Genomic DNA, 19,570 nt, shown 5'->3' on the forward strand with positions numbered 1-19,570 from the left:
CTTTTTGCGTCTCATTAGACTGAAAAGCACGTCAACGGCCCTTACCCCGATCGGCAGCATGAAACTTCACAGCGCCACAGCCCGACATAAACCCAGACTACAGTCTCTCCAGGATAGTAACGTTCGCCTGACCACCCCCTTCACACATAGTTTGCAGCCCGTACTTACCGCCTGAGCGCTCGAGCTCATGCAACAGGGTCGTCATCAATTTGGTGCCACTGGCTCCCAGCGGATGACCCAGAGCAATCGCACCGCCGTTGACATTGATTTTCTCCAGCGGATAGCCCGTCTCCAGTAGCCACGCCATGGGCACCGAGGCAAACGCTTCGTTAATTTCCACGAGATCGATATCGTCCAGCTTCATACCAGATTTTTTCATCGCATATTCAGTCGCCGGGATCGGCGCGGTAAGCATCCAGATCGGGTCGGCTGCCCGCACACTCATGTGAGCGATACGGGCTCGAGGGGTCAGGTTGTAACGCTTCAGTGCGTCTTCCGATACGATCAGCACGGCGGATGAACCATCACAGGTCTGGCTGGACACCGCAGCGGTGATAGTACCGCCCTCTACCAACGGTTCCAGTTCAGCCATTTTTTCCAACGAGGTATTGCGCACAGTCTCATCCGTGTCCACGCCATTCAGCGGTGCGATTTCTCGATCAAAGCGCCCTTCGTCGATCGCCTGCTGTCCCAGCGTATGAGAGCGTAAGGCAAACGCTTCCATCTGCTCACGCGAGATGTCCCACTTGTCGGCAATCATCTGGGCGGACGTAAACTGCGACGGCGGTACATCGCCGTAACGCGCGACCCATCCCTGGCTACCGGAGAAAGGGTCGGGGAAACCCATAGGCTGGGCAGCCAACATGGCCGATGAAATGGGAATCTGCGTCATCGTTTGCACACCGCCCGCAACGACAACGTCATTCACCCCCGCCATAATGGCCTGTGCTGCAAAGTGCACGGCCTGCTGGGACGAACCGCACTGACGGTCAATGGTCGTGCCCGGCACAACCTCCGCAAGGCCCGCCGCGAGCCAGCAGGTCCGCGCAATGTCACCCGCAAGGGGGCCAATGGTATCGACACAGCCGAAGATCACGTCGTCGTATTCGTCATCGGGTATTTCATTACGATCCGACAATGTCTTGAGCACGTGCGCACCCAGGTCAGCGCCATGGACATCCGCTAAACCGCCCTTGCGGCGACCGGTGGGCGAACGAACTGCGTCTACTATGTATGCATCTGCCATAACGGGTTTCCTCTACTCATCTTGAACAACGTGAACTTGAAAAATCGGCTTGCGACTAACCAAATGTCGCGCCCGCACCCAGCGCGGCGCCATCAGCAAAAATCGTGCGCCCAATACGCGCCTTGTGAAATCCTGCGTCGCCCCAGCAATTGGCCAGCGCCCACGCTTTTTTCATAAAAATATGCAGGTCCATCTCCCACGTGTAGCCCATCGCTCCGTGTGCCTGGTGGCAGTTCCTAGCGGCCAGGTTAGCCGCATCGCACGCCACCAGTTTGGCGTGGGAGACAGCGTGTGACGCAATCGCCTGGCCACTTGCCAACGCATAGGCCGCGCGGTGCGTGGGCGCCTTCGCATACTCCAGCTGCACTGCCACGTTGGCCATCTGGTGCTTCACTGCCTGAAAACTGCCCACCGGCTTGCCAAATTGCTGCCGTTCGCTGGTGTACTGCACTGTTGCATCAATCATGCGCTGGGCCAGCCCAAGCGCCTGGGCTGCGCCGCCCAATGCACCGCGGTTCAGCGCTTCTGCGATCAGCGCCTCGGCACGGGCACCCGCCGCGACTTCCAGCGGTTGACCCGTGACATCGACGGCATACAGTTTTCTTGAGGGATCGACCGACTCGTTATGCCTTAAGCTCACTTGCTCCGGTGTCGCCGCGAGCAGCACACCACCCTGCTGCAACAACAGTAAGTCGGCTACATGGGCATCTTCTACAAGCCTATTTTGCGCCAGACCGACAACGACTTTCGCTTCACCGGTGGCGATCTTCGGCAGCCAGTGCGCCGCCACCTCCCCGCCAATGTCACGCAACAACGGTACGGAAACCAGCGCCGTATTCACCAGCGGCTCCGGCAGTGCGACGTAACCGCATTCCTGCGCCAATAAAACGAAGTCCAGCTCATTCATGCCCAACCCGCCGTACACCTCAGGCACCGTGATACCGGTCAACCCAAGTTCAGCCAACTGACTCCACCATGCGTCGCTGCGTCCCGAGTCTGATTCCCAACTTGCGCGAATGCGCTCGGTGGTCACTTCATTGGTCAGGAATTCCCTGACCGACGCCTGAAACAGCAACTGATCTTCTGTAAACGTAAAGTCCATACTCAGTTATTTCTCCGCATCCAACCCACCGCTCAGCGCGGCATCCCGAGCATGCGCTCGGCAATAATGTTTCGCTGCACCTCATTAGTGCCTGCATAAATCGGCCCCGACATGGAGAACATCCAGCCATCGAGCCACTTGCCAACACCGCTGGCATCCGGCGCATGGGACAAGAGTTCGGCGCGAGCGCCAAGAATACTCATGGCCGCCGCGTGCATGTTCTGGTCAAGCTCAGACCAGAATATCTTGTTGGTCGATGACTCTGCTCCGATCTTGCCGCCTTTATTGAGACGGCAGGCAGTCTGATACGTCGCAAGGCAGTAGCTTTCCGCGTCCAGATAAGCGCGCAACACCGCCTCCTTCACCGCCGGATCCCGGTCTGCGGACTCACGATTGGCGGTGTACAACTCGACCAGTCGTCGCGCGGTTTCCTGAAATCGCGCCGGAGAACGCAGCATGAGCCCTCGCTCAAACCCTGCAGTCGCCATAGCCACGCTCCAGCCGGCCCCTTCATCGCCGAGCCGGTTTTCAATCGCCACTTCAACATCATCAAAAAAAATCTCCGCGAAGCCGGGCAACCCGTCTAATTGCGGAATCGGTCGCACCGTAATACCCGGACTGTCCAGAGGCACCAGAATAAAAGTCAAACCCCGGTGACGCTCAGACTCGGGATCAGTGCGGAACATACCGAAACACCAGTCGGCCCAGACGGCACGGGTGGACCAGATTTTCTGCCCATTCACCACGTACTTGTCGCCCTCGAGGCGCGCGGTCGCGCGTATCGCTGCCATGTCCGAGCCGGCATTGGGCTCCGACCAACCCTGCGCCCACACCTCTTCGCCAGTGGCCATCGGGGGCAGGATACGGGCTTTCTGCTCTTCCGTGCCGTACTCCATCAAGGTGGGGCCCAACAGGAAAATTCCATTCTGGTTTACCCGCAGAGGCGCTTGCGCACGGTAATACTCCTCCTCGAAAATAAGCCACTCGATCAGGTCGCAACCCCGGCCCCCCAGCGCTTCAGGCCAGGTCACCATACCCCAGCGCCCACGATTGAGTGTGGCCTCCCACTGGCGGTGTGCCTTGAACCCCTCTTCGGTATCGAAAGACTGCAGTGGCTCTGCCGGCACATTCACCGCCAGCCAACTGCGTACTTCCGCACGGAAGGCCTGTTGCTTGTCTGTATAGGCTAGTTCCATAGATCTATCATCTCTCCCCCGGTCTTGGCCCCGGATTCACTCTTGATCAAACTTGGCGTCGCGCTTTTGCACAAAGGCGTTACGCGATTCCTGCGAATCGCCCACGGTATAAGCCTCCAGGGTAAACCCCTGCTCCCAGCGGTACTTGTCCTCTAAATTGCCATCTTCAATCCCGGTGAGCGCTTCTTTCGCCAGCCTCACCATGGCAGGAGATTTCTCTGCGATCTTGGCAGCGATATCACGGGCAGCAGGCAGCAGCTCCTCGAGGGGCACTACTTTTTCCACTGCTCCGAGGCGGTAAGCCTCCTGGGCATCGATAAACTCACCGGTGAAATACATGTAACGCACCTTTTGTACCGGGAACATACGTTGTAGATGCGCGCCACCGCCCATCGCGCCCCGGTCGATCTCAGGCACACCGAAACGCGCACAATCGGAACACAGGATGATATCCGCAGCACCCGCCATGCCGATGCCACCTCCCAGCACAAAGCTATGCAACGCCACGATCACCGGTTTTGGATTGCGATGAATTGCCCGAAATGTCTCGTAATTACCCTTGTTCACGTCGACGATCTTTGTGCTGTCAGCCGCCAACTCCTTGATGTCCACCCCGGCACAAAACCCTTTGCCGGCAGCGGCGATGACAATCACCCGCACAGTGTCATTTTCGCCCAGGGCATCTATTTCCGCCGCGATAGCGAACCAGCCGGCACTGTCAAAGGCGTTCACTGGAGGGTGGTCGAGAATCACTTCAGCGATACCGCTGTCGATCGTTGTCTTGAATGGCTTGGCCATAGTTCCGATTCCTGTCGCGTTCAATTCTGTTAATCGTAGGTCGACCCCTGCGTCGCGGTTTCGACTTCCGGATGAAGCTGTAACTGCCTCACTGCCACTCCGCGTGTTCAGTCCCCTGCGGGGATTTATTGTGCGCTACGCCTCTGCTTTCAATGCCAATAACTTCAAGCGCTGCTCCGCTTCCTCAACAATTGAGGCAATCAATTTTTCGCAGGTCAACAGCTCGCTGATAACACCGGCGACCTGGCCCGAGGGCAACACACCCCGGGACGGCTCTCCATCCACCATCGCTCTCTGAATAATCATGGGCGCATTGGCAGACATAATGGCCTGGGCGGCGGTCATATCGTCATCGCGGCCCATCGCCAGAGCGGACTTGAGCAAACTGATGATGCTCGCACCCGTGTGTTTGCGGAAAGCCAGGCCATTGCGCATGGCGATCAGCAACTTCTTCAGGGCGCTGGCTTTTTCCAGTTCAACCAACAGTTCGTTCATGATCATGCGCTGCGGTAAACCATCCATAGCCTTCGACACGATAATCTCACCGGGATTCTTGCAGTCGATATAACGCTGCAGTGTTTCCCGGGGCACGGGACTCTCTTCTGTCATCAGAAATCGCGTGCCCATGGCAATACCGTCAGCGCCAAATGACAGTGCGGCCAGCAAGCCGCGACCATCCTTGAAACCGCCCGCTGCGACCACGGGCACCTTGTCACTGACCGCATCAACCACCTGCGGTATCAGCAAGGAGGTGGGCACAGCGCCCGTATGTCCCCCGCCCTCTCCACCCTGCACGGTAACGGCATCTGCCCCCAGCTCCACCGCCTTGATGGCATGCTTGGGCAAGCCAACGGTCGGCATGCAGACAACGCCTGCGTCCTTCAATTTTCTGATCATGTCCGGCCCGGGAGATCGTGAGTAACTCACCGCTTTCACGCCATGGCGTATCACCAGGTCCACAATAGCCATCGCGTTGGGCTGATACATATGGAAATTCACACCGAAGGGCTGGTCGGTTAATTCCTTCACCCTCTGAATATCCCGCTCCATCTCCTGCGCCGGGATAGTGGCGCCGGCCAGGAATCCAAACCCCCCCGCGTTGCAGCTGCCCGCGACCAGGTTAGGGTCCGCTACCCAGCCCATTGCGGTCTGCACGATGGGGTAACGGCAACCCAGCAATTCCGTCAAGCGTGTCTCAAGCATGTCTCAGTTTCTCCAATCAGCCACGATTGCCGGGCGGGTTGTCCTTGATCTGGTGTGCGCGCTGATTATGCGGGTCCATAGTGGCAATGATGTCCAACTGCGCCTGCGAGGGAGCTACCGTCACGGGGACATCCTCGGGGACATGCACCGGGTAGCCGGTGTTTTCCTGCACCTGCTCCAGCGTAATGCCGGGGTGCAGCGACACCAGCCGAACCTGGTGGTCCGGCCCCCCGAAGTCCATCACACACAACTCAGTTACAACGAGGCGTATATCGATGTCGTCCAGACTATGACCCTTGGGCAGCCGCGCCGGGTTGTATCCGATAGACGATACAAAGTCGCACTCACCTTCCATGAACACACGCGTGTTATGCGAGGGCACAAAAAAACTGTTTGGGTGAGAAATTGAATTGCCCGGAAACCCGCGAGCGCCCAACATCATCACCTTGGGCCTGTCGTAGGTGCCTCCCAGCGCAGAGGTATTGGACTGGCCAAAGCGGTCTATCTGGGTCGGACCCAGCATGGCGTGACGCTTGCCGCTCCAAACGTTGTCGAAGATGCGCGAAAAACCCATCCAGGATTCTCTGGCGGGCACAAAGCCATCCGGGCGCTTGCCCAGCGGGTTGGGCTCGCTCAGCATCCACGCCTCGGAGTCTGTCATCATCAGCTCGGGATTGGTCGTTTTCATGGCGAGGCTTGCCGCCAGTCGCGGGATGACCCCGATACCGGTGGCCAGTACCTCACCCTCATTGGCAAACGCCTGGCTCGCGGCGACGATGCACAGCTCGGCCAGGGTGTAATCAATTGCTGCAGTCATGGTCTCTATCTCCCCGGTCGGTTAATACGTTGGCAATTCAATCGCGCGAATGGCGTCAAGGCCACCCACATTTTGCTGGTACTCGTCCTCCGAGCGCCCCAGGAACGCATCGAGATAACCCCGGATACCGCCCTCCTCCTTCGCCGACGCTACGTACGCCTTGAAATGCGGGACATCGAATCCGTAAAGCGGGGCACAAGAGCTCGGATGCGCACCGCCCGGTATGGCAATGACTCCAGTGGTGGCAGCGCGTTCCCAATGCACCAGCCGGGCCTGTGCGGGATCATGAAAATAGTCGCTGTCGACGAGCTCGTCACAGGAGACAAAGGTTTTCTGCGCTGCCCGGGCAAACCAGTCATCCATATAGTGATCGGGGCCCGCTATCTGACAGACGCCGCGCGAGTCGGCGCGGTCCGCATGAATGAGGGAGACATCCAATGACAATGCCGGCATGGCTACCCACTCTTTGTCATCGTAAGGACTGTCGATTACCTTGAGGTCAGCGCTTTTCGTAATAATATCGGTGCCCAACCCCACCTCCGTCGGGATGAATGGCACGCCCCAGCTCGCGGCCCGCAGGCCCAGCAGCATCATACCCTCGTCCACCTCCATCACCTCGATGGCACCGGATTGGCGGGCCTGACGAAAATAGGGCTCCAGCGGAATAAAATCGAGCGAGACAAATGCAAATACCACCTTCTTTACCTTGCCGGCTGCACACAGCATGCCCACATCTGCACCACCGTACGCCACCACGGTAAGGTCCTTAAGATCGGACCGCAGGATTTCGCGCACCAGGGCCATGGGCTTGCGCCGCGGGCCCCAGCCACCGATACCGATGGTCATGCCATCTTCTATCTGCCCAATGGCCTCTGCCGCCGTCATCTGTTTGTTCATCGTTCGCTTCCTTTTTTGCTGGCGCGCTATTGTCAGCCCGCGTCTAACTGACTATGCGCGCCACGCGATAGTCATGTTTGATAAAATTGACGCCCAGTGTACTGCGAGTACCCCGCACACCCTTGATCACACTGATACGCTTGTGTACAAATTCCGCCAGGTGTTCCGCATTGCGCACCATGGTGATCGCCAGAATGTCGGCCCGGCCCAGCATCACGCCGACAAAACCCAACTCCGTAACATCCGCCAGCGCACTAGCGATAGCTTTAGTCTGGTCGCTGCGCTCCACCTCTATCCAGATATACGCCAGCGCCGCATCCTTGAAGCGGTCGATATTGGTCACTGCTGTAATGCGAATCTGCCGCTCTTCTTCCATACGTTTAACGCGCGATCGAACAGTGCCCTCAGTGACACCGAGCTGCTCGGCAATCTCCCGGTTGCTGACCCGCGCATCGCGGGACAGTCGTTCCACGATTGCTCGGTCGGAGCCATCGAGATTACGCCGCATGAAAAGGCACCCAGTCCGGCTGGTTCTTCAATACATCGAGCGCCAGTGCCGGCGTCAGTCTCCGCACACCGGGAACAACACCCAGCTGTTCAGCGATCAGGGCATTCAAGTGCGATTGGTCTCGGGCAACTACCAGTATCTCGATGTCCTGGGCACCCACGACCACGCTGACGGAAAAAACTTCAGGGACAACCGCCATGTCCCGCGCCACCTCCTCTGGTGAACGGCCCTCCACCTGCACACCAATCGCCAGCAACATACCAAAGCCCGCGGCTTCGATATCGGTGACGGCCACCACACGCATGGTGTCGGACTCCTCCATGCGTCGCACCCGTGCGCGCACCGTGTTTTCCGAGACATTCAGTTCGCGCGCGACAGCCCGATAGGGCATGCGGCCGTTACCGCGCAACAGCGCGATAATGGCGTGATCTGTGTCATCCAGATCAATGGGCTCGGCCTGCCCTGTCGGCGTGGCGCTGTCCCTCATCCCGCGCTACCGCCCGCCAGCGCCGCCTTGTCAACCTTGCCGCCCGCGTTCATCGGCAACTCATCCAGCCATACCACGGAACGAGGCACCTTATAATTGGCCATGTTGTCACGGGCCCAGGCAATGACTGTCGCCTCGTCCAGCTGCACACCGCCATCGCGCACCACAAAAGCACGCGCCACTTCACCCATGCGATCATCCGGCACGCCGATAACGGCGGCGCGAGCAACACCGGGCATATCACACAACGTATTCTCGATTTCCGCCGGGTAGCAGTTAAACCCCCCGACGATGAACATCTCCTTGATACGCCCGGTAATTCGGACGTATCCGTTCTCGTCCATTTCGCCCACATCACCGGTGCGCAACCAGCCATCATCTGTCAGCGCATCAGCCGTGGCCTGCGCATCATTGAAATAGCCCTGCATCACGTTGAAACCACGGACCAAAATCTCACCCACTGCGCCGTCAGCGACGCTATTGCCGTCGCGATCTGCCAGCATGACCTCAACACCGTCCATGGCACGACCCGAGGTGTGCGATATACGCTCGGCGCTGTCGTCAGGCCGACAAATCGACACGACGCCACAGGTTTCGGTCAAGCCATAGGCAGTCACTACTACTTCGAATCCCAGCTCCTCTCGCATCTGCCGCACCAGCTCAACCGGCACCGGCGCCGCGCCCGTCACCGCCAGACGCAGGCTCGATAAATCGTATTCGCCGCGCTGCGGGTGAGCCAGCAAAGACTGATAAATCGTCGGCGGACCGGGGATCATGGAGATTTTGTCCCTTGCGATCTGCGCCATCACCGCATCGAGGTCGAAGCTAAGCACCGGCAAGATATGTGCCCCGCGAATAATCGCCGCCAGCCAACCCGCTTTATAACCAAAGGAGTGAAAGAACGGGTTGATAATGAGGTAATTATCCTCGCTGCGTAAACCCACCGTCGCGCTCCAGTTTTCAAACGTACGGATATTCTGCCCATGAGCAGTCACCACACCTTTGGGGTTACCCGTGGTACCCGAGGTAAACAGGATATCCAGCGTATCTTCAGGCGTCAGCAACGCCGCGCGACGTGTCACCTCCTCCGTCGGAACAGACTCGCCCGCCGCAAGAAAGGATGACCAGGTCTGGCCGCCCACGGCAGCATCGTCGAGCAATACCGTGCGCTCGAGCTCAGGCAATGCTTGATCTGCAAGCATCTCCGGGTAAGAGACGCCCAGGAAGTCCCCCACCGTGAACAGCATCCGTGCACCGCTGGAGCGGATGATATAAGCCGCCTCGGAGCCCTTGTAACGCGTATTCAGCGGCACCAACACGGCACCCACGCTCTGCGCACCAATGGCAGCGACGATCCATTGAAAAATATTAGGAGCCCAGATGGCGAAGCGGTCGCCCTGCTCAATACCCGCCGCAATAAACGCCTGAGCCGCGGCGATGCGGGCCCTGTCCAGCTCCTCGTAGGTCAGCTGCACCGTGCCGTCGGTGATGGCGAGGCGAGACCCGTAGCGTGACGCCGCGTCGACAACGACCTGGGGCAGAGTTCTGGCTGACGCTGAATTATCGGACATCGGTGAGATACTAAGTAGAGGGCCACAACGACCGGGGATGCTTATATTAGTCAGTCAAAGCGCAAATAAAAAGACTTTTTCGTAGATATTTAGAAGAATATCTACGAATTTAATACATTCGCCCTGGTCGGGGTAAGCCTCGGCGCCGCTCTGCTAGGGACAGGATGCCGCTCGCTGCTCGGAAAAAGTCAGATTACAGCGCTCTGCCCAGGACGATAGCGCCTCCACGGGGCCGCTGACATCATACTGGCGCAGGAACGGCAGGCGATCCACGTCCCAGAACTCCTTGCCGCTCCAGTCGAAGTAATAATACTGGCGCACCCTGCCCAAGGGCACCGCGTCATCGAGTAGCGCATAGCCCGCAAAGGGTGCCGACAAACCCAACGCCCCCATCACCGTGGCCGGGACGTCCAGCAGACTGGCAGGCGCCGCCGAGACCTGCAGCTCTCCCGAGGCACCAAAGGGCTTGATCAACAAGATCGGATGGGCGCGGCGCTTATAGACAGGCAGGGTGTCCATGGTAATGTCGGTGCCATGATCCGCAGCCACCACCACCATGGTCTGATCGTATACACCCTGTTGTTGCAGAACGTCGAGGATGCCCAGAATTTGCTTCAGCGCAAAGGCGCTCTGCGCAATCGCCCTCTCCGTTACCGGCATCGTCTCGTATTCTGATTCCAGCAGCATATTGCCGTCTGCGTCGATCTGAAACGGAGGGTGGGAGGTGAAAAGATGGATAAATTTGAAGGTAGGCTGCGGACTATCGCGGGACACGAACTGCGCCAGTCGATCGAGAAAAATAGCCGTCGCCCGTTGCACCGGCGTAGCGTCCATCAGCGGGTCCCCGGGTGGCGATCGTCGCGGCGACGACGACGCATTCCCCAGATAATGGCTCTGTAACCACCACTTGTGCTTATCGTAAATGCGTTTTTTCAGCACGTGTGGCACGTAGCGAAACAGGGTGACATCCCAGATTTGCACGCTATCGCGGAGGCGGACTTCTCCGGGTTTATCGTAAAGAACGGACGTCAAGTCATCACCCGGCAGCCAGCGCAGAGACGGTTTGTAGGTACCCATGGTCGCAATATCGATCTTGTAACCTTGTTCCGACAGGAAAAAGGGTAGGGATTGCTCACCGAAAGCCGCGCTCATAAACCTCTGGATCGTGCCCGAATTGCGGTAGACCAGAGACGACATAATGGTGGGGATAGACAGCAACGTATAGGGTGAAACACCCAACGTATTGCGGAAGCTGGTGAATCCTGCGAGCTGCTTCTCCAGCTCAGGATAAATAGTCAGTGTCTCTTCGAAGACGGGCAACGCAAAAGTGTCGGGCACAATAACCACCACATTGCGCTCCTCCGAGAAGGCGAAGAAGTCTCTTTCAATTTCCTGTGCCGTCGCCGGCCCATCGCGCGGAAATGTTTTGCCCGAACCCAGGTGAGCGATCAGGGACGCCCCCTGCACCGCAACCAGAAGTAGTGAAAGACCGACTAGATGACGCCAAAGCACCGCCCGGTAATACAGGACAAGCAGCGGCGCCAACAGCCAGATCAGCACCTCCAGCCAGCCGACCAACCGGTGCGCCTGCCAGTCAATATCGGTGCCGTCCAGTGGACCGTAGTCCCACACCAAAAAATTACCCTGCAGATAGAAAAGCGCGGCGGCGCCCAACGCAAGACAGGCGATACTGCGCCGCGCTGCCGAGGGCAGCAACAGGCAGCCGATGAATACACCCGATAAACACAGCACCAGCCAGCGGGGCAGCTCCAGCACGCTGCGGGGGGATACAGCAACCTCCGCCGCGTTCAGCAGTAAAACGCCGAGCGGCGCAAAACAAAACACCGTCAACAACAACACCAGGGCTGCCACAAGCAGCTTGAGGCGCTCCCGCATTACCGACTCGTCAGGCCCGCGAGACAACACAGCTCGTCCTGTCACGCCTTGAAAGCATAGCCACTGAACTGGTCTCGCAACTTGAGCTTCTGCACCTTGCCCGTGGCGGTATGAGGCAGCTCGTCAACGAACTCCACCGCGTCGGGCATCCACCACTTGGCGATCTTGCCCTCAAGCGAGGCCAGGATCTCCGCTGCGGTAACGTCCTGCCCGTCGCTGGACCGCACCACAATCAGCAGCGGGCGCTCACTCCACTTGGGGTGATAGCATCCGATCACCGCCGCCTCCGCTACCTGGGGATGATCCGTCGCCGCGTTCTCTACCTCGATGGAGGATATCCATTCGCCGCCGGATTTGATGACATCTTTGGTGCGATCGGTGATCGCCAGGTAGCCGTCCGCGTCAATAGTGGCCACATCACCGGTCTCGAACCAGCCCGCTTCGCGCTCGTGAGCATCAGAGTCCTCCAGCTTGAAATAACTGGAGCAGACCCAGGGCCCTCTCACCAGCAGAGAACCGAATGCCTCTCCGTCCCAGGGCAACGCTTTACCTTCATCATCGACGATTTTCATTTCAACACCAAATATCGGTCGCCCCGCCTTGAGGCGGAGCCTCGCGTAGTCTTCAGTACTGTACTTGTCCCGCTCGCTGTCGCCGGCATTGGCCGAGCCGAGGGGGCTCATCTCCGTCATGCCCCAACCGACCCGGGTACTCACACCGTAACTGTCGAGGTCTTCCATGATTGACAGCGGGCAGGCCGCGCCGCCGACAATGATGCGTTCCAGTGAATCGACACGCTGCCCCGATTTTTTAAGGTGGGCCAATAATCCCAGCCAGACCGTGGGCACACCGGCGGACAGAGTCACCTTCTCTTCATTGATCAGCGCTGCCAGCGTCTCCCCATCACCCATTTTGCTGCCTGGAAACACTAACTTGGCACCCGCGATGGGGCAGGCATACGGGTTGCCCCAGGCGTTGACGTGAAACAGGGGCACAATCGGCAGCACTACATCCCTGCGCGCGATGCCCAGAGCATCCGGCATCATGGTGGCATAGGAATGCAACAGTGTAGAGCGGTGGGAGTACAAAACGCCCTTGGGGTTGCCGGTGGTTCCCGACGTATAACACAACGCACAGGCGTCTCGCTCTTCCAGCGCCGGCCACTGGAAATCAGGGCTGCCTTTTTCCAACAATGTTTCGTAGCAGATCGCGTTGGGCAGTGAGGTTTGCGGCATGCGGTCTGCACTGCATTGGATAATCCAGCCCTGCACCATGGGGCATTGCTCCGCGAGACCTTCAACCAGCGGCACAAAATCCGGATCAACAAATACATAGCGATCCTCAGCGTGATTAATAATGTAGACCAGCTGCTCCGGAAACAACCTCGGGTTGATGGTGTGACAAACGTGGCCGGTGCAGGCGACGCCGTAATAGACTTCAAAATGCCGATAGTCATTCCACGCTAGGGTGGCAATGCGGTCACCGCGGGCAAGGCCCCACTGGGTCAGGCTGTCGCCAAGCTGACGCGCCCTGGCAAACGCCTCACGGTAGGTATAGCGATGTCGGGGGTTGTCCGCGGTCACTGACACAATCTCGCCGTCGCCGTTGATTCGCTCCGCATGCTCCACGATCGAGGCAATCGTCAGCGGCATATCCATCATTAACCCGTTCATATCTCACGCTCTCCAATAGTCTTATCCAACGACGGCACAACGGGGAAGCCAACCCTCAACATGCACCATCGCCCTTCAAAATTACAGTAACTCCCAGACGCCATCTTCCGGGTATTCCCTGACGCGCGCTTCCTCACGCAACTTGATCAGGTGCGCACTGAGCGATAACTTCGCCATCTTGTGCAGACTCGTATCCACATCGTCGTAAACCACTTTCACCAGCGTATCCAGCGAACAGCGACCGCTGCTACGCAGGCCGTCGACCACCTTGCCCTCGCGGCCCAGACGATGCTGCACCAGCCACTCCACCGCGGCCGCAGGGTCCTCAATGACATCACCGTGGCCCGGCGCAATCTGCCTGAGCGGATAGTCCAACAGCAGCTGCAGGGATTCAATATAGGCTTTCATGTCGCCACTAGGGGGAATAATCACCACCGTAGAGCCGTTCATGATGTGATCGCCAGCGAACAACATGCCCTCTTCCTCGAGGAAAAAACAGTAGTGGTTACCTACATGGCCGGGCGTGTGGACTGCCCGCAGGGTAAACTCGTCAGTAGCCAGAACATGATCGTGATGCAAATCTATGGTCGGCTTGAAGGTCTTGTCCTGATGGTCATCCTCCGGTGGTACTGCCCCGATCACCTCGGCACCGGTGGCACGCGCCACTGCCTGCGCAGCTGGGGAATGATCGGGGTGCGTGTGGGTGCAGACAACCCAGTGTATGCGGTCGCCGGCGGCATCCAGAATGGCGTCAACGTGCGCGGGAATAGCGGGGCCGGGGTCCAAAACGGCAACCTTTTCGCCCCCTAGCAGGTAGGTATTGGTGCCGGGGCCAGTCATCACTCCCGGGTTGGGGGCGACCAGTCGATGCACCCGGCTATTGAGACGAAATGGCACGCCGTGCTCAAGCATCGCGTTAGACCAGATTATCGATCAATACATAAGGATCGACGTCCTGCTCATAATCCACGCCATCCACTTCGAAGCCGAACAATTGCAGGAACTCTCGTCGGTAGCCCGCATAGTCCGATAACTCCCGCAGGGTTTCAGTGCTGATCTGGCTCCACAGAGCATCGACAGCGGCCTGCACCTCGGGGTCCAGCTCCTTGCCGTCGGCACGCAATCGCCCCTCCTCATCCAGGTGAGGATGGCTGCCATACAGCGACTCCCGAAACAAGCCGTCGATTTGCTCGATACAGCCTTCGTGCACACCACGCTCCTTCATCACCTTAAACAGCAGCGCGAGATAAATCGGCATGGCTGGGATCGCAGCACTGGCCTGAGTAACCACGGCTTTCAGTACCGACACCCTGGCGTCACCGCCCCTGGCCGCCAGTCGCTCTCGAATGGCGAGCACGCGGCGGTCCAGATCCTGCTTGGCAACACCTATGGTGCCATGCCAATAAATATCCCAGGTCAGCTTCTCCCCGATGTAGGTGTAGGCGGTTGTCTTCGCCCCGTCAGCCAAAACCCCTGCCTCGTCGAGGGCCTCAATCCACATCTGCCAGTCTTCACCGCCCATGACAGCGACAGTATTTTCTATCTCTTCCTGCGTCGCGGCCGGGAGAGAAAATTCCTGAATCTCTTCCTTATCCGTGTTTACCCCCATTTGCACGGCATCCTTACCGACAGGCTTGAGTGTGGAATCGTGCACTACGCCAGTCACCGGGTGCTGACGCCGCGGCGCCGCCAGGCTGTATATCACCAAATCTACCTGACCCATGTCCGTTTTTATCACGTCGATTGCCTGCTGTTTCACCGCATCACTGAAAGCATCGCCATTGATACTCTTGGCATACAACCCCTCTTGCTCGGCATAACGGTGAAACGCGGCAGAGTTGTACCAGCCCGCTGTGCCGGTTTTTTTCTCCTTTCCCGGCTTTTCAAAGAAGATACCCAGCGTGGCAGCTCCACAACCAAACGCCGCCGTTATCCGCGAGGCAAGCCCATAGCCAGTCGATGCGCCGATCACCAGCACGCGCTTTGGGCCCTTACTGACCGGCCCTTGATTGCGCACGTGCATAATCTGTCGTTTGACGTTGGCGTCGCAGCCAACCGGGTGGGTGGTGGTGCAAAGAAATCCGCGAACGCGAGGTTTGATAATCATTGCTGAGGCAGTCCTGGTCTGTGGTTCGAAGCTGGGAGCCGGGTGTTCGTAGACCCGAAATCGAAACGCGAGTTTAGCATAGGGTCGCGGCGTAGCCGCAAGTCGAGGGGCAGGTAAAAGCCGGACAGACTTGTGTTTCGCGTTGCCGTGCAGTTCAATGGCGGGCTTGGGGATGATACGAAGCCCGGTATGCCAGACTCACCGCTACAATACGCCACTCCGCCCGCCTGGACCGAAGCCGTGATGGCCGACTTCGACGCTTTTCTGCTGGACCATGCCGCGGCAGAGAAAAAGGCCTCTGGCATGGCCATTTCCATGTTGTCCCACTACCCTGACCGTATCGACCTGGTGGCAGCGATGGCGGACCTCGCCGTTGAGGAATTGACCCACTACAGGGAAGTGGTGAAGTGGATTCACCAACGCGGCCTGGTCACAGCGCCAGACACCCGGGACGCGTATGTCGTGTCGTTCAGAGAGGCCATCCGCCAGGGCAAGGAGGTCTATCTGCTGGATCGCCTGCTGACCGCCAGCATCATTGAAGCGAGAGGCGCCGAGCGCTTCGCCCTGGTCGCAGCTGCACTGAGCGAGGGGGCACTGAAAAAATTTTACCAATCTATTGCCCGGTCGGAGGAACGTCATTTCGAGTTATTCCTAACGCTGGCCAAGCGTTACGTTGACGCCGACACGGTAAATACGCGCTGGCGGGAGTTGCTCGACATCGAGGCGGCAATGGTCGCCACGCTGCCCATCCGGGCCGCGCTGCATTAGGCCATTAATACAATGCGTGACAGTGTCGCCCTCGCCCGCTACCTGCAACGGCATATCCAGCCAGACCTGCCCACGGAACACTTTGACAGGGGCCGCTGGCAGCACGTGTTGGTCATACCCGCTTACCGCGAATCCTCTGATCTACTCGATACGCTGTACTGCCTGCCCGAGGGCACCGGCAGAACACTGGTCATTCTCGTTATAAATCGCCCGGACTCCGATCCTGACGCTCGAGCCAACCGGACCCTCCAGGAAGCACTGCAAGTGCAACTGTCACCGACAACGACCACACCTCTGACCGGGCTAAACACTCACTCGGACCTGTACGTCTATGACATGGAAGAATTATACGGTCCAAATCCCGCCCAGCTGGGGGTTGGCCTCGCACGCAAGGCGGGCTGCGATCTGGCACTGCAGTGGATGACCGAGGGGTTCATTAACGCCGAGTGGATTTGCAGCACGGACGCCGATGCCACACTGCCCGACGATTACTTCAGCGCGTTGGCCGACACTCCATCGGGTGCGGTCGCAGCAGTCTTTCCCTTTAAGCACGTCCCAGGCGACGATCTGGCTTGCAACAGCGCAACGGCACTGTATGAACTACGATTGCGCTACTACGTGGCAGGACTCAGTTGGGCGGGCTCGCACTACGCCCATCACAGCCTCGGCAGCTGCCTGGCAGTCAGACCGGGTGCCTATGCGATGGTGCGCGGCTTCCCCAAACGGGCCGCGGGCGAGGATTTCTACCTGCTGAACAAACTCGCCAAGCTGGGCCCGGTGTCGCAACTGCAGGGGAATCCTGTGCGCTTGCAATCGAGACGCTCCTCCCGAGTGCCATTTGGTACCGGTCCGATGGTGGCCACCATCGCTACCGCGCCAACGCCTGCAGACAGCGCGATTTTCGATCATCCTGCGAGTTTCGAGGCACTGCGCGGCTTATTGGGCGCTCTGCCACAATTGGCGCAGACACCCAAACAAAGCATTGCCGACTTACTCATCGAACAGGGGCTGGATACCGTATTGGCGGTGCGGGCGGAAACCGCACTGGACACACTGGGCGTTGAGGCAAGTCTGGACCACTGCATACGGCAAGGGCGCAGTGAAGCTCAGTTTATTCGTCAGTTCAATCAGTGGTTTGACGCCCTGCGCACCCTGCAATTTCTGCACGCCATCCGCGATGCAGGATGGGCGCTGCAAACGCTGGCGCAACTGGAAGCGCTACAACCGGTTTTCTGGACCGGGCAGAATACAGATCCGGCACCGGACTTAACCTCCCACTAAAGCCGGCGGCTGACCCTCAAGATGGCACTGATAAGCCGAATCGTAAGCGGCCTCCAGGTCCCGAGTAAAACGCGCCGAATCAAACAGGGGCGAGCTGGCACGGTTATCTTGCAGTCGATTTTTCAGGGCCGCGAGATGATCTGGATTACGCGCCAACGATAGTGCCAGCTGCTCATAGGCCTCGTCTGACTCCGTTATCAATGAGGAAAGGTCAATGGCCGATAGAAGACTCGCTGCCACACGAGCGGCAAACCCTGCGCCTGCCTTTGTCACTATAGGCACTCCGCAAAAAAGTGCATCGCTAGCTGTAGTGTGGGCATTAATGCAAAAAGTATCGAGGAATAAGTCGGCGAGACGCAAACGGGCAAGGTGCGCCGGCCGAGGAATTTTTGGCGCAAACAGCAGGCGGTCAGGATCGATACCGGCGTTCTCCGCCTCGCGACGCAAATTTATCTCGGACAGATCATTGGCCTGAATCAACCAGAGAACGCTCCCCTCCACCTCGCCTAAAAGGCGCATCCAGATACTGAATTCTTCCTTGCGAATTTTATAGCTATTATTAAAACAACAAAACACGAAGCCGTCGCCGGGCAAGCCAACATCCCCCCGCGAGACCGCTGGGCCCACTGCCTGCGCGTCGTCATTAGCCTGATAGGAATTGGGCAGGTAAAGCAGCTGCTCACTGTAATGCTTTCTCTGCTTGGGCGGGATAACGACATGGTCGGCCACCAGGTAATCTATAAAAGATGCTCCAGTGGTACCGGGGAAGCCAAGATAGCTGACCTGCAGCGGCGCCACGCGATAAGAAAATATGCCCAGGCGCGAACCCTGCGTATAGCCCTTTAGATCCACGGCAATATCGAGGCGGTGGCCGCGCGCCAGCTCGGCGACCTCACGGTCGCCCAGTTGGCCGACCTCGTGAAAAGCACTCACTGCGCTGCGGGCCCTTTTGCGCATCGCGTCATCCGTGGTTGGACCATACGAGTAAGCGATAATTTCAAAACGCTCCGTATCATGCAATTCCAGCATTCTGGCAATCAGATACATGGTAGCGTGATTGTGAAAGTCGGCGGAAAAATAACCGATGCGCAGGCGCGATGGCCGCACGTCGGGAGGGGCAGAGCACGGCAATTCGGCGCCTTGGAACTTCCTGCAGGCGAAGCTTTGTGCACGATGCCGCTGCGCCATCGGATTGTCTTCGAGTAGTAACGCTTCGAAAGGCGTAATACGCCCCGTCTGCGGCGACGCCGCCAATAGACGCTCGCGACACGGACCCAATCTGTTCCAGTCGCTGACGAAGCTCAATTGGTGTGCCAATTTCGATAAAGATTCCTGCGAATCGGGGGCACAGTCCAGCGCCCGGGTAAACGCAGCAATCGCCTCTTCATGACGACCCAGCTCACCAAGCACACCGCCCAAATTTGAATGGGCAGGTGCGAAAGCCGGTTGAATGCGAATTGCCTGATGGTAGCAGGCAATTGCCGCGTCGGTATGACCGGCGTCTTTCTCGATATTGCCTAAATTGTTAAAGGCCTCAAAAAAGTCGGGCTGCAGGCGAATTGCCTCGTTATAACTGGCTAACGCCTCTTTACTTCGCCCCACTTCATCAAGCACTGTGCCGAGGTTGTTATACGCCTCGGCATAATCGGATTGCAGACGAATCGCGCGGCTAAAGTAAACGATCGCGCTGTCGTAATCGAGCAGCGTCTTACTCGCCGCGCCCAACACGTTATAGATTAGGGGTTGATCGGGGTATCGCTGCGCTAATTTTTGCCCCAGCTCAAGGGCCTGCCGCACCTGGCCGTCATTGAACAAACCCACGAGTTGCTGCAGGTCGTGCTGCACGGTGGCCGCATCAGGGGAGGCTCGCTGACGCAATTTCGCGAGCCGTCGTGCGGCGGATTCATTACCCGGAAAGCGCGCGAGCACCGCCTGATATAGTTCGGCCGCCGCCTGCAGTTCATGCCGCTTTTCATGAGTCTTGGCGCGCGACAGCAATTGCTTGACGTTCAAATGACTT

At 58.3% G+C, this 19,570-nt stretch carries 17 protein-coding genes; 2 read left to right on the forward strand and 15 right to left on the reverse strand.

Translation table 11 applies throughout. The annotated features are described in order from the left end of the window. Positions 1-97: 97 nt before the first annotated feature. From EYC82_RS09460 to fabV, 14 genes are all read right to left on the reverse strand, one after another. The gene (locus EYC82_RS09460) at positions 98-1,246 is read right to left on the reverse strand and encodes an acetyl-CoA C-acetyltransferase (RefSeq protein WP_279249286.1); all 1,149 of its coding nucleotides are present in this window, start codon (positions 1,244-1,246) and stop codon (positions 98-100) included. Between the two features lie 55 nt (positions 1,247-1,301). Further along, complete coding sequence (locus tag EYC82_RS09465) at positions 1,302-2,348, reverse strand: acyl-CoA dehydrogenase family protein (RefSeq protein WP_279249287.1); 1,047 nt, start codon at positions 2,346-2,348, stop codon at positions 1,302-1,304. Positions 2,349-2,380: 32 nt separating this feature from the next. Continuing rightward, positions 2,381-3,544, reverse strand: a complete 1,164-nt coding sequence (locus EYC82_RS09470; protein WP_279249288.1) for an acyl-CoA dehydrogenase family protein — start codon at positions 3,542-3,544, stop codon at positions 2,381-2,383. Between the two features lie 36 nt (positions 3,545-3,580). Continuing rightward, positions 3,581-4,342, reverse strand: coding sequence for an enoyl-CoA hydratase family protein (locus tag EYC82_RS09475; RefSeq protein ID WP_279249289.1), 762 nt, complete (start codon positions 4,340-4,342; stop codon positions 3,581-3,583). Positions 4,343-4,477: 135 nt separating this feature from the next. Further along, positions 4,478-5,545: an NAD(P)H-dependent flavin oxidoreductase gene (locus EYC82_RS09480; protein WP_279249290.1), complete on the reverse strand. Its 1,068-nt coding sequence runs from the start codon at positions 5,543-5,545 to the stop codon at positions 4,478-4,480. Positions 5,546-5,561: 16 nt separating this feature from the next. Beyond that, positions 5,562-6,362 carry a CoA-transferase subunit beta gene (locus EYC82_RS09485; protein ID WP_279249291.1) on the reverse strand — a complete coding sequence of 267 codons (801 nt, stop codon included), beginning with the start codon at positions 6,360-6,362 and terminating at the stop codon, positions 5,562-5,564. A gap of 21 nt (positions 6,363-6,383) precedes the next feature. Beyond that, positions 6,384-7,259 carry a CoA transferase subunit A gene (locus EYC82_RS09490; protein ID WP_279249292.1) on the reverse strand — a complete coding sequence of 292 codons (876 nt, stop codon included), beginning with the start codon at positions 7,257-7,259 and terminating at the stop codon, positions 6,384-6,386. A gap of 43 nt (positions 7,260-7,302) precedes the next feature. Further along, the gene (locus EYC82_RS09495) at positions 7,303-7,767 is read right to left on the reverse strand and encodes an Lrp/AsnC family transcriptional regulator (protein ID WP_279249293.1); all 465 of its coding nucleotides are present in this window, start codon (positions 7,765-7,767) and stop codon (positions 7,303-7,305) included. Next, positions 7,757-8,254, reverse strand: coding sequence for an Lrp/AsnC family transcriptional regulator (locus tag EYC82_RS09500; protein ID WP_279249294.1), 498 nt, complete (start codon positions 8,252-8,254; stop codon positions 7,757-7,759). The genes EYC82_RS09495 and EYC82_RS09500 overlap by 11 nt, the downstream gene beginning before the upstream one ends. Then, positions 8,251-9,825 carry a FadD3 family acyl-CoA ligase gene (locus EYC82_RS09505; RefSeq protein ID WP_279249295.1) on the reverse strand — a complete coding sequence of 525 codons (1,575 nt, stop codon included), beginning with the start codon at positions 9,823-9,825 and terminating at the stop codon, positions 8,251-8,253. Before EYC82_RS09505 ends, EYC82_RS09500 begins: the two co-directional genes overlap by 4 nt. Before the next feature lie 153 nt (positions 9,826-9,978). Next, positions 9,979-11,751 carry a sulfatase-like hydrolase/transferase gene (locus tag EYC82_RS09510; RefSeq protein WP_279249296.1) on the reverse strand — a complete coding sequence of 591 codons (1,773 nt, stop codon included), beginning with the start codon at positions 11,749-11,751 and terminating at the stop codon, positions 9,979-9,981. An 11-nt stretch (positions 11,752-11,762) separates the two neighbouring features. Beyond that, entirely contained in the window at positions 11,763-13,394 is a 1,632-nt protein-coding gene (locus EYC82_RS09515; protein WP_279249297.1) for a long-chain-fatty-acid--CoA ligase, read from the reverse strand. Positions 13,395-13,475: 81 nt separating this feature from the next. After that, positions 13,476-14,306, reverse strand: coding sequence for an MBL fold metallo-hydrolase (locus tag EYC82_RS09520; RefSeq protein WP_279249298.1), 831 nt, complete (start codon positions 14,304-14,306; stop codon positions 13,476-13,478). A gap of 4 nt (positions 14,307-14,310) precedes the next feature. Continuing rightward, complete coding sequence (fabV, locus tag EYC82_RS09525) at positions 14,311-15,501, reverse strand: enoyl-ACP reductase FabV (protein WP_279249299.1); 1,191 nt, start codon at positions 15,499-15,501, stop codon at positions 14,311-14,313. Between the two features lie 189 nt (positions 15,502-15,690). On the opposite strand from fabV, the gene EYC82_RS09530 reads away from it, so the two are divergent. Together EYC82_RS09530 and EYC82_RS09535 are read left to right on the forward strand one after the other, a co-directional pair. Then, the gene (locus EYC82_RS09530; protein WP_279250678.1) at positions 15,691-16,269 is read left to right on the forward strand and encodes a MiaE family protein; all 579 of its coding nucleotides are present in this window, start codon (positions 15,691-15,693) and stop codon (positions 16,267-16,269) included. A gap of 12 nt (positions 16,270-16,281) precedes the next feature. Continuing rightward, positions 16,282-17,550: a hypothetical protein gene (locus EYC82_RS09535; RefSeq protein ID WP_279249300.1), complete on the forward strand. Its 1,269-nt coding sequence runs from the start codon at positions 16,282-16,284 to the stop codon at positions 17,548-17,550. Here EYC82_RS09535 and EYC82_RS09540 read toward each other — a convergent pair. Then, positions 17,536-19,563: an O-linked N-acetylglucosamine transferase, SPINDLY family protein gene (locus tag EYC82_RS09540; protein WP_279249301.1), complete on the reverse strand. Its 2,028-nt coding sequence runs from the start codon at positions 19,561-19,563 to the stop codon at positions 17,536-17,538. The genes EYC82_RS09535 and EYC82_RS09540 overlap by 15 nt on opposite strands. Positions 19,564-19,570 lie beyond the last annotated feature (7 nt).

This window comes from Candidatus Marimicrobium litorale (genome assembly GCF_026262645.1).
GTDB classification, from domain to species: Bacteria; Pseudomonadota; Gammaproteobacteria; order Pseudomonadales; family Halieaceae; genus Marimicrobium; species Marimicrobium litorale.

What these genes read in the sequence shown, in the direction of transcription:
- EYC82_RS09460 (WP_279249286.1), bottom strand. Translation starts at nt 1,246, where the DNA reads ATGGCAGATGCATACATAGTAGACGCAGTTCGTTCGCCCACCGGTCGC.
- EYC82_RS09465 (WP_279249287.1), bottom strand. Translation starts at nt 2,348, where the DNA reads ATGGACTTTACGTTTACAGAAGATCAGTTGCTGTTTCAGGCGTCGGTC.
- EYC82_RS09470 (WP_279249288.1), bottom strand. Translation starts at nt 3,544, where the DNA reads ATGGAACTAGCCTATACAGACAAGCAACAGGCCTTCCGTGCGGAAGTA.
- EYC82_RS09475 (WP_279249289.1), bottom strand. Translation starts at nt 4,342, where the DNA reads ATGGCCAAGCCATTCAAGACAACGATCGACAGCGGTATCGCTGAAGTG.
- EYC82_RS09480 (WP_279249290.1), bottom strand. Translation starts at nt 5,545, where the DNA reads ATGCTTGAGACACGCTTGACGGAATTGCTGGGTTGCCGTTACCCCATC.
- EYC82_RS09485 (WP_279249291.1), bottom strand. Translation starts at nt 6,362, where the DNA reads ATGACTGCAGCAATTGATTACACCCTGGCCGAGCTGTGCATCGTCGCC.
- EYC82_RS09490 (WP_279249292.1), bottom strand. Translation starts at nt 7,259, where the DNA reads ATGAACAAACAGATGACGGCGGCAGAGGCCATTGGGCAGATAGAAGAT.
- EYC82_RS09495 (WP_279249293.1), bottom strand. Translation starts at nt 7,767, where the DNA reads ATGCGGCGTAATCTCGATGGCTCCGACCGAGCAATCGTGGAACGACTG.
- EYC82_RS09500 (WP_279249294.1), bottom strand. Translation starts at nt 8,254, where the DNA reads ATGAGGGACAGCGCCACGCCGACAGGGCAGGCCGAGCCCATTGATCTG.
- EYC82_RS09505 (WP_279249295.1), bottom strand. Translation starts at nt 9,825, where the DNA reads ATGTCCGATAATTCAGCGTCAGCCAGAACTCTGCCCCAGGTCGTTGTC.
- EYC82_RS09515 (WP_279249297.1), bottom strand. Translation starts at nt 13,394, where the DNA reads ATGAACGGGTTAATGATGGATATGCCGCTGACGATTGCCTCGATCGTG.
- EYC82_RS09520 (WP_279249298.1), bottom strand. Translation starts at nt 14,306, where the DNA reads ATGCTTGAGCACGGCGTGCCATTTCGTCTCAATAGCCGGGTGCATCGA.
- fabV (WP_279249299.1), bottom strand. Translation starts at nt 15,501, where the DNA reads ATGATTATCAAACCTCGCGTTCGCGGATTTCTTTGCACCACCACCCAC.
- EYC82_RS09530 (WP_279250678.1), top strand. Translation starts at nt 15,691, where the DNA reads ATGCCAGACTCACCGCTACAATACGCCACTCCGCCCGCCTGGACCGAA.
- EYC82_RS09535 (WP_279249300.1), top strand. Translation starts at nt 16,282, where the DNA reads ATGCGTGACAGTGTCGCCCTCGCCCGCTACCTGCAACGGCATATCCAG.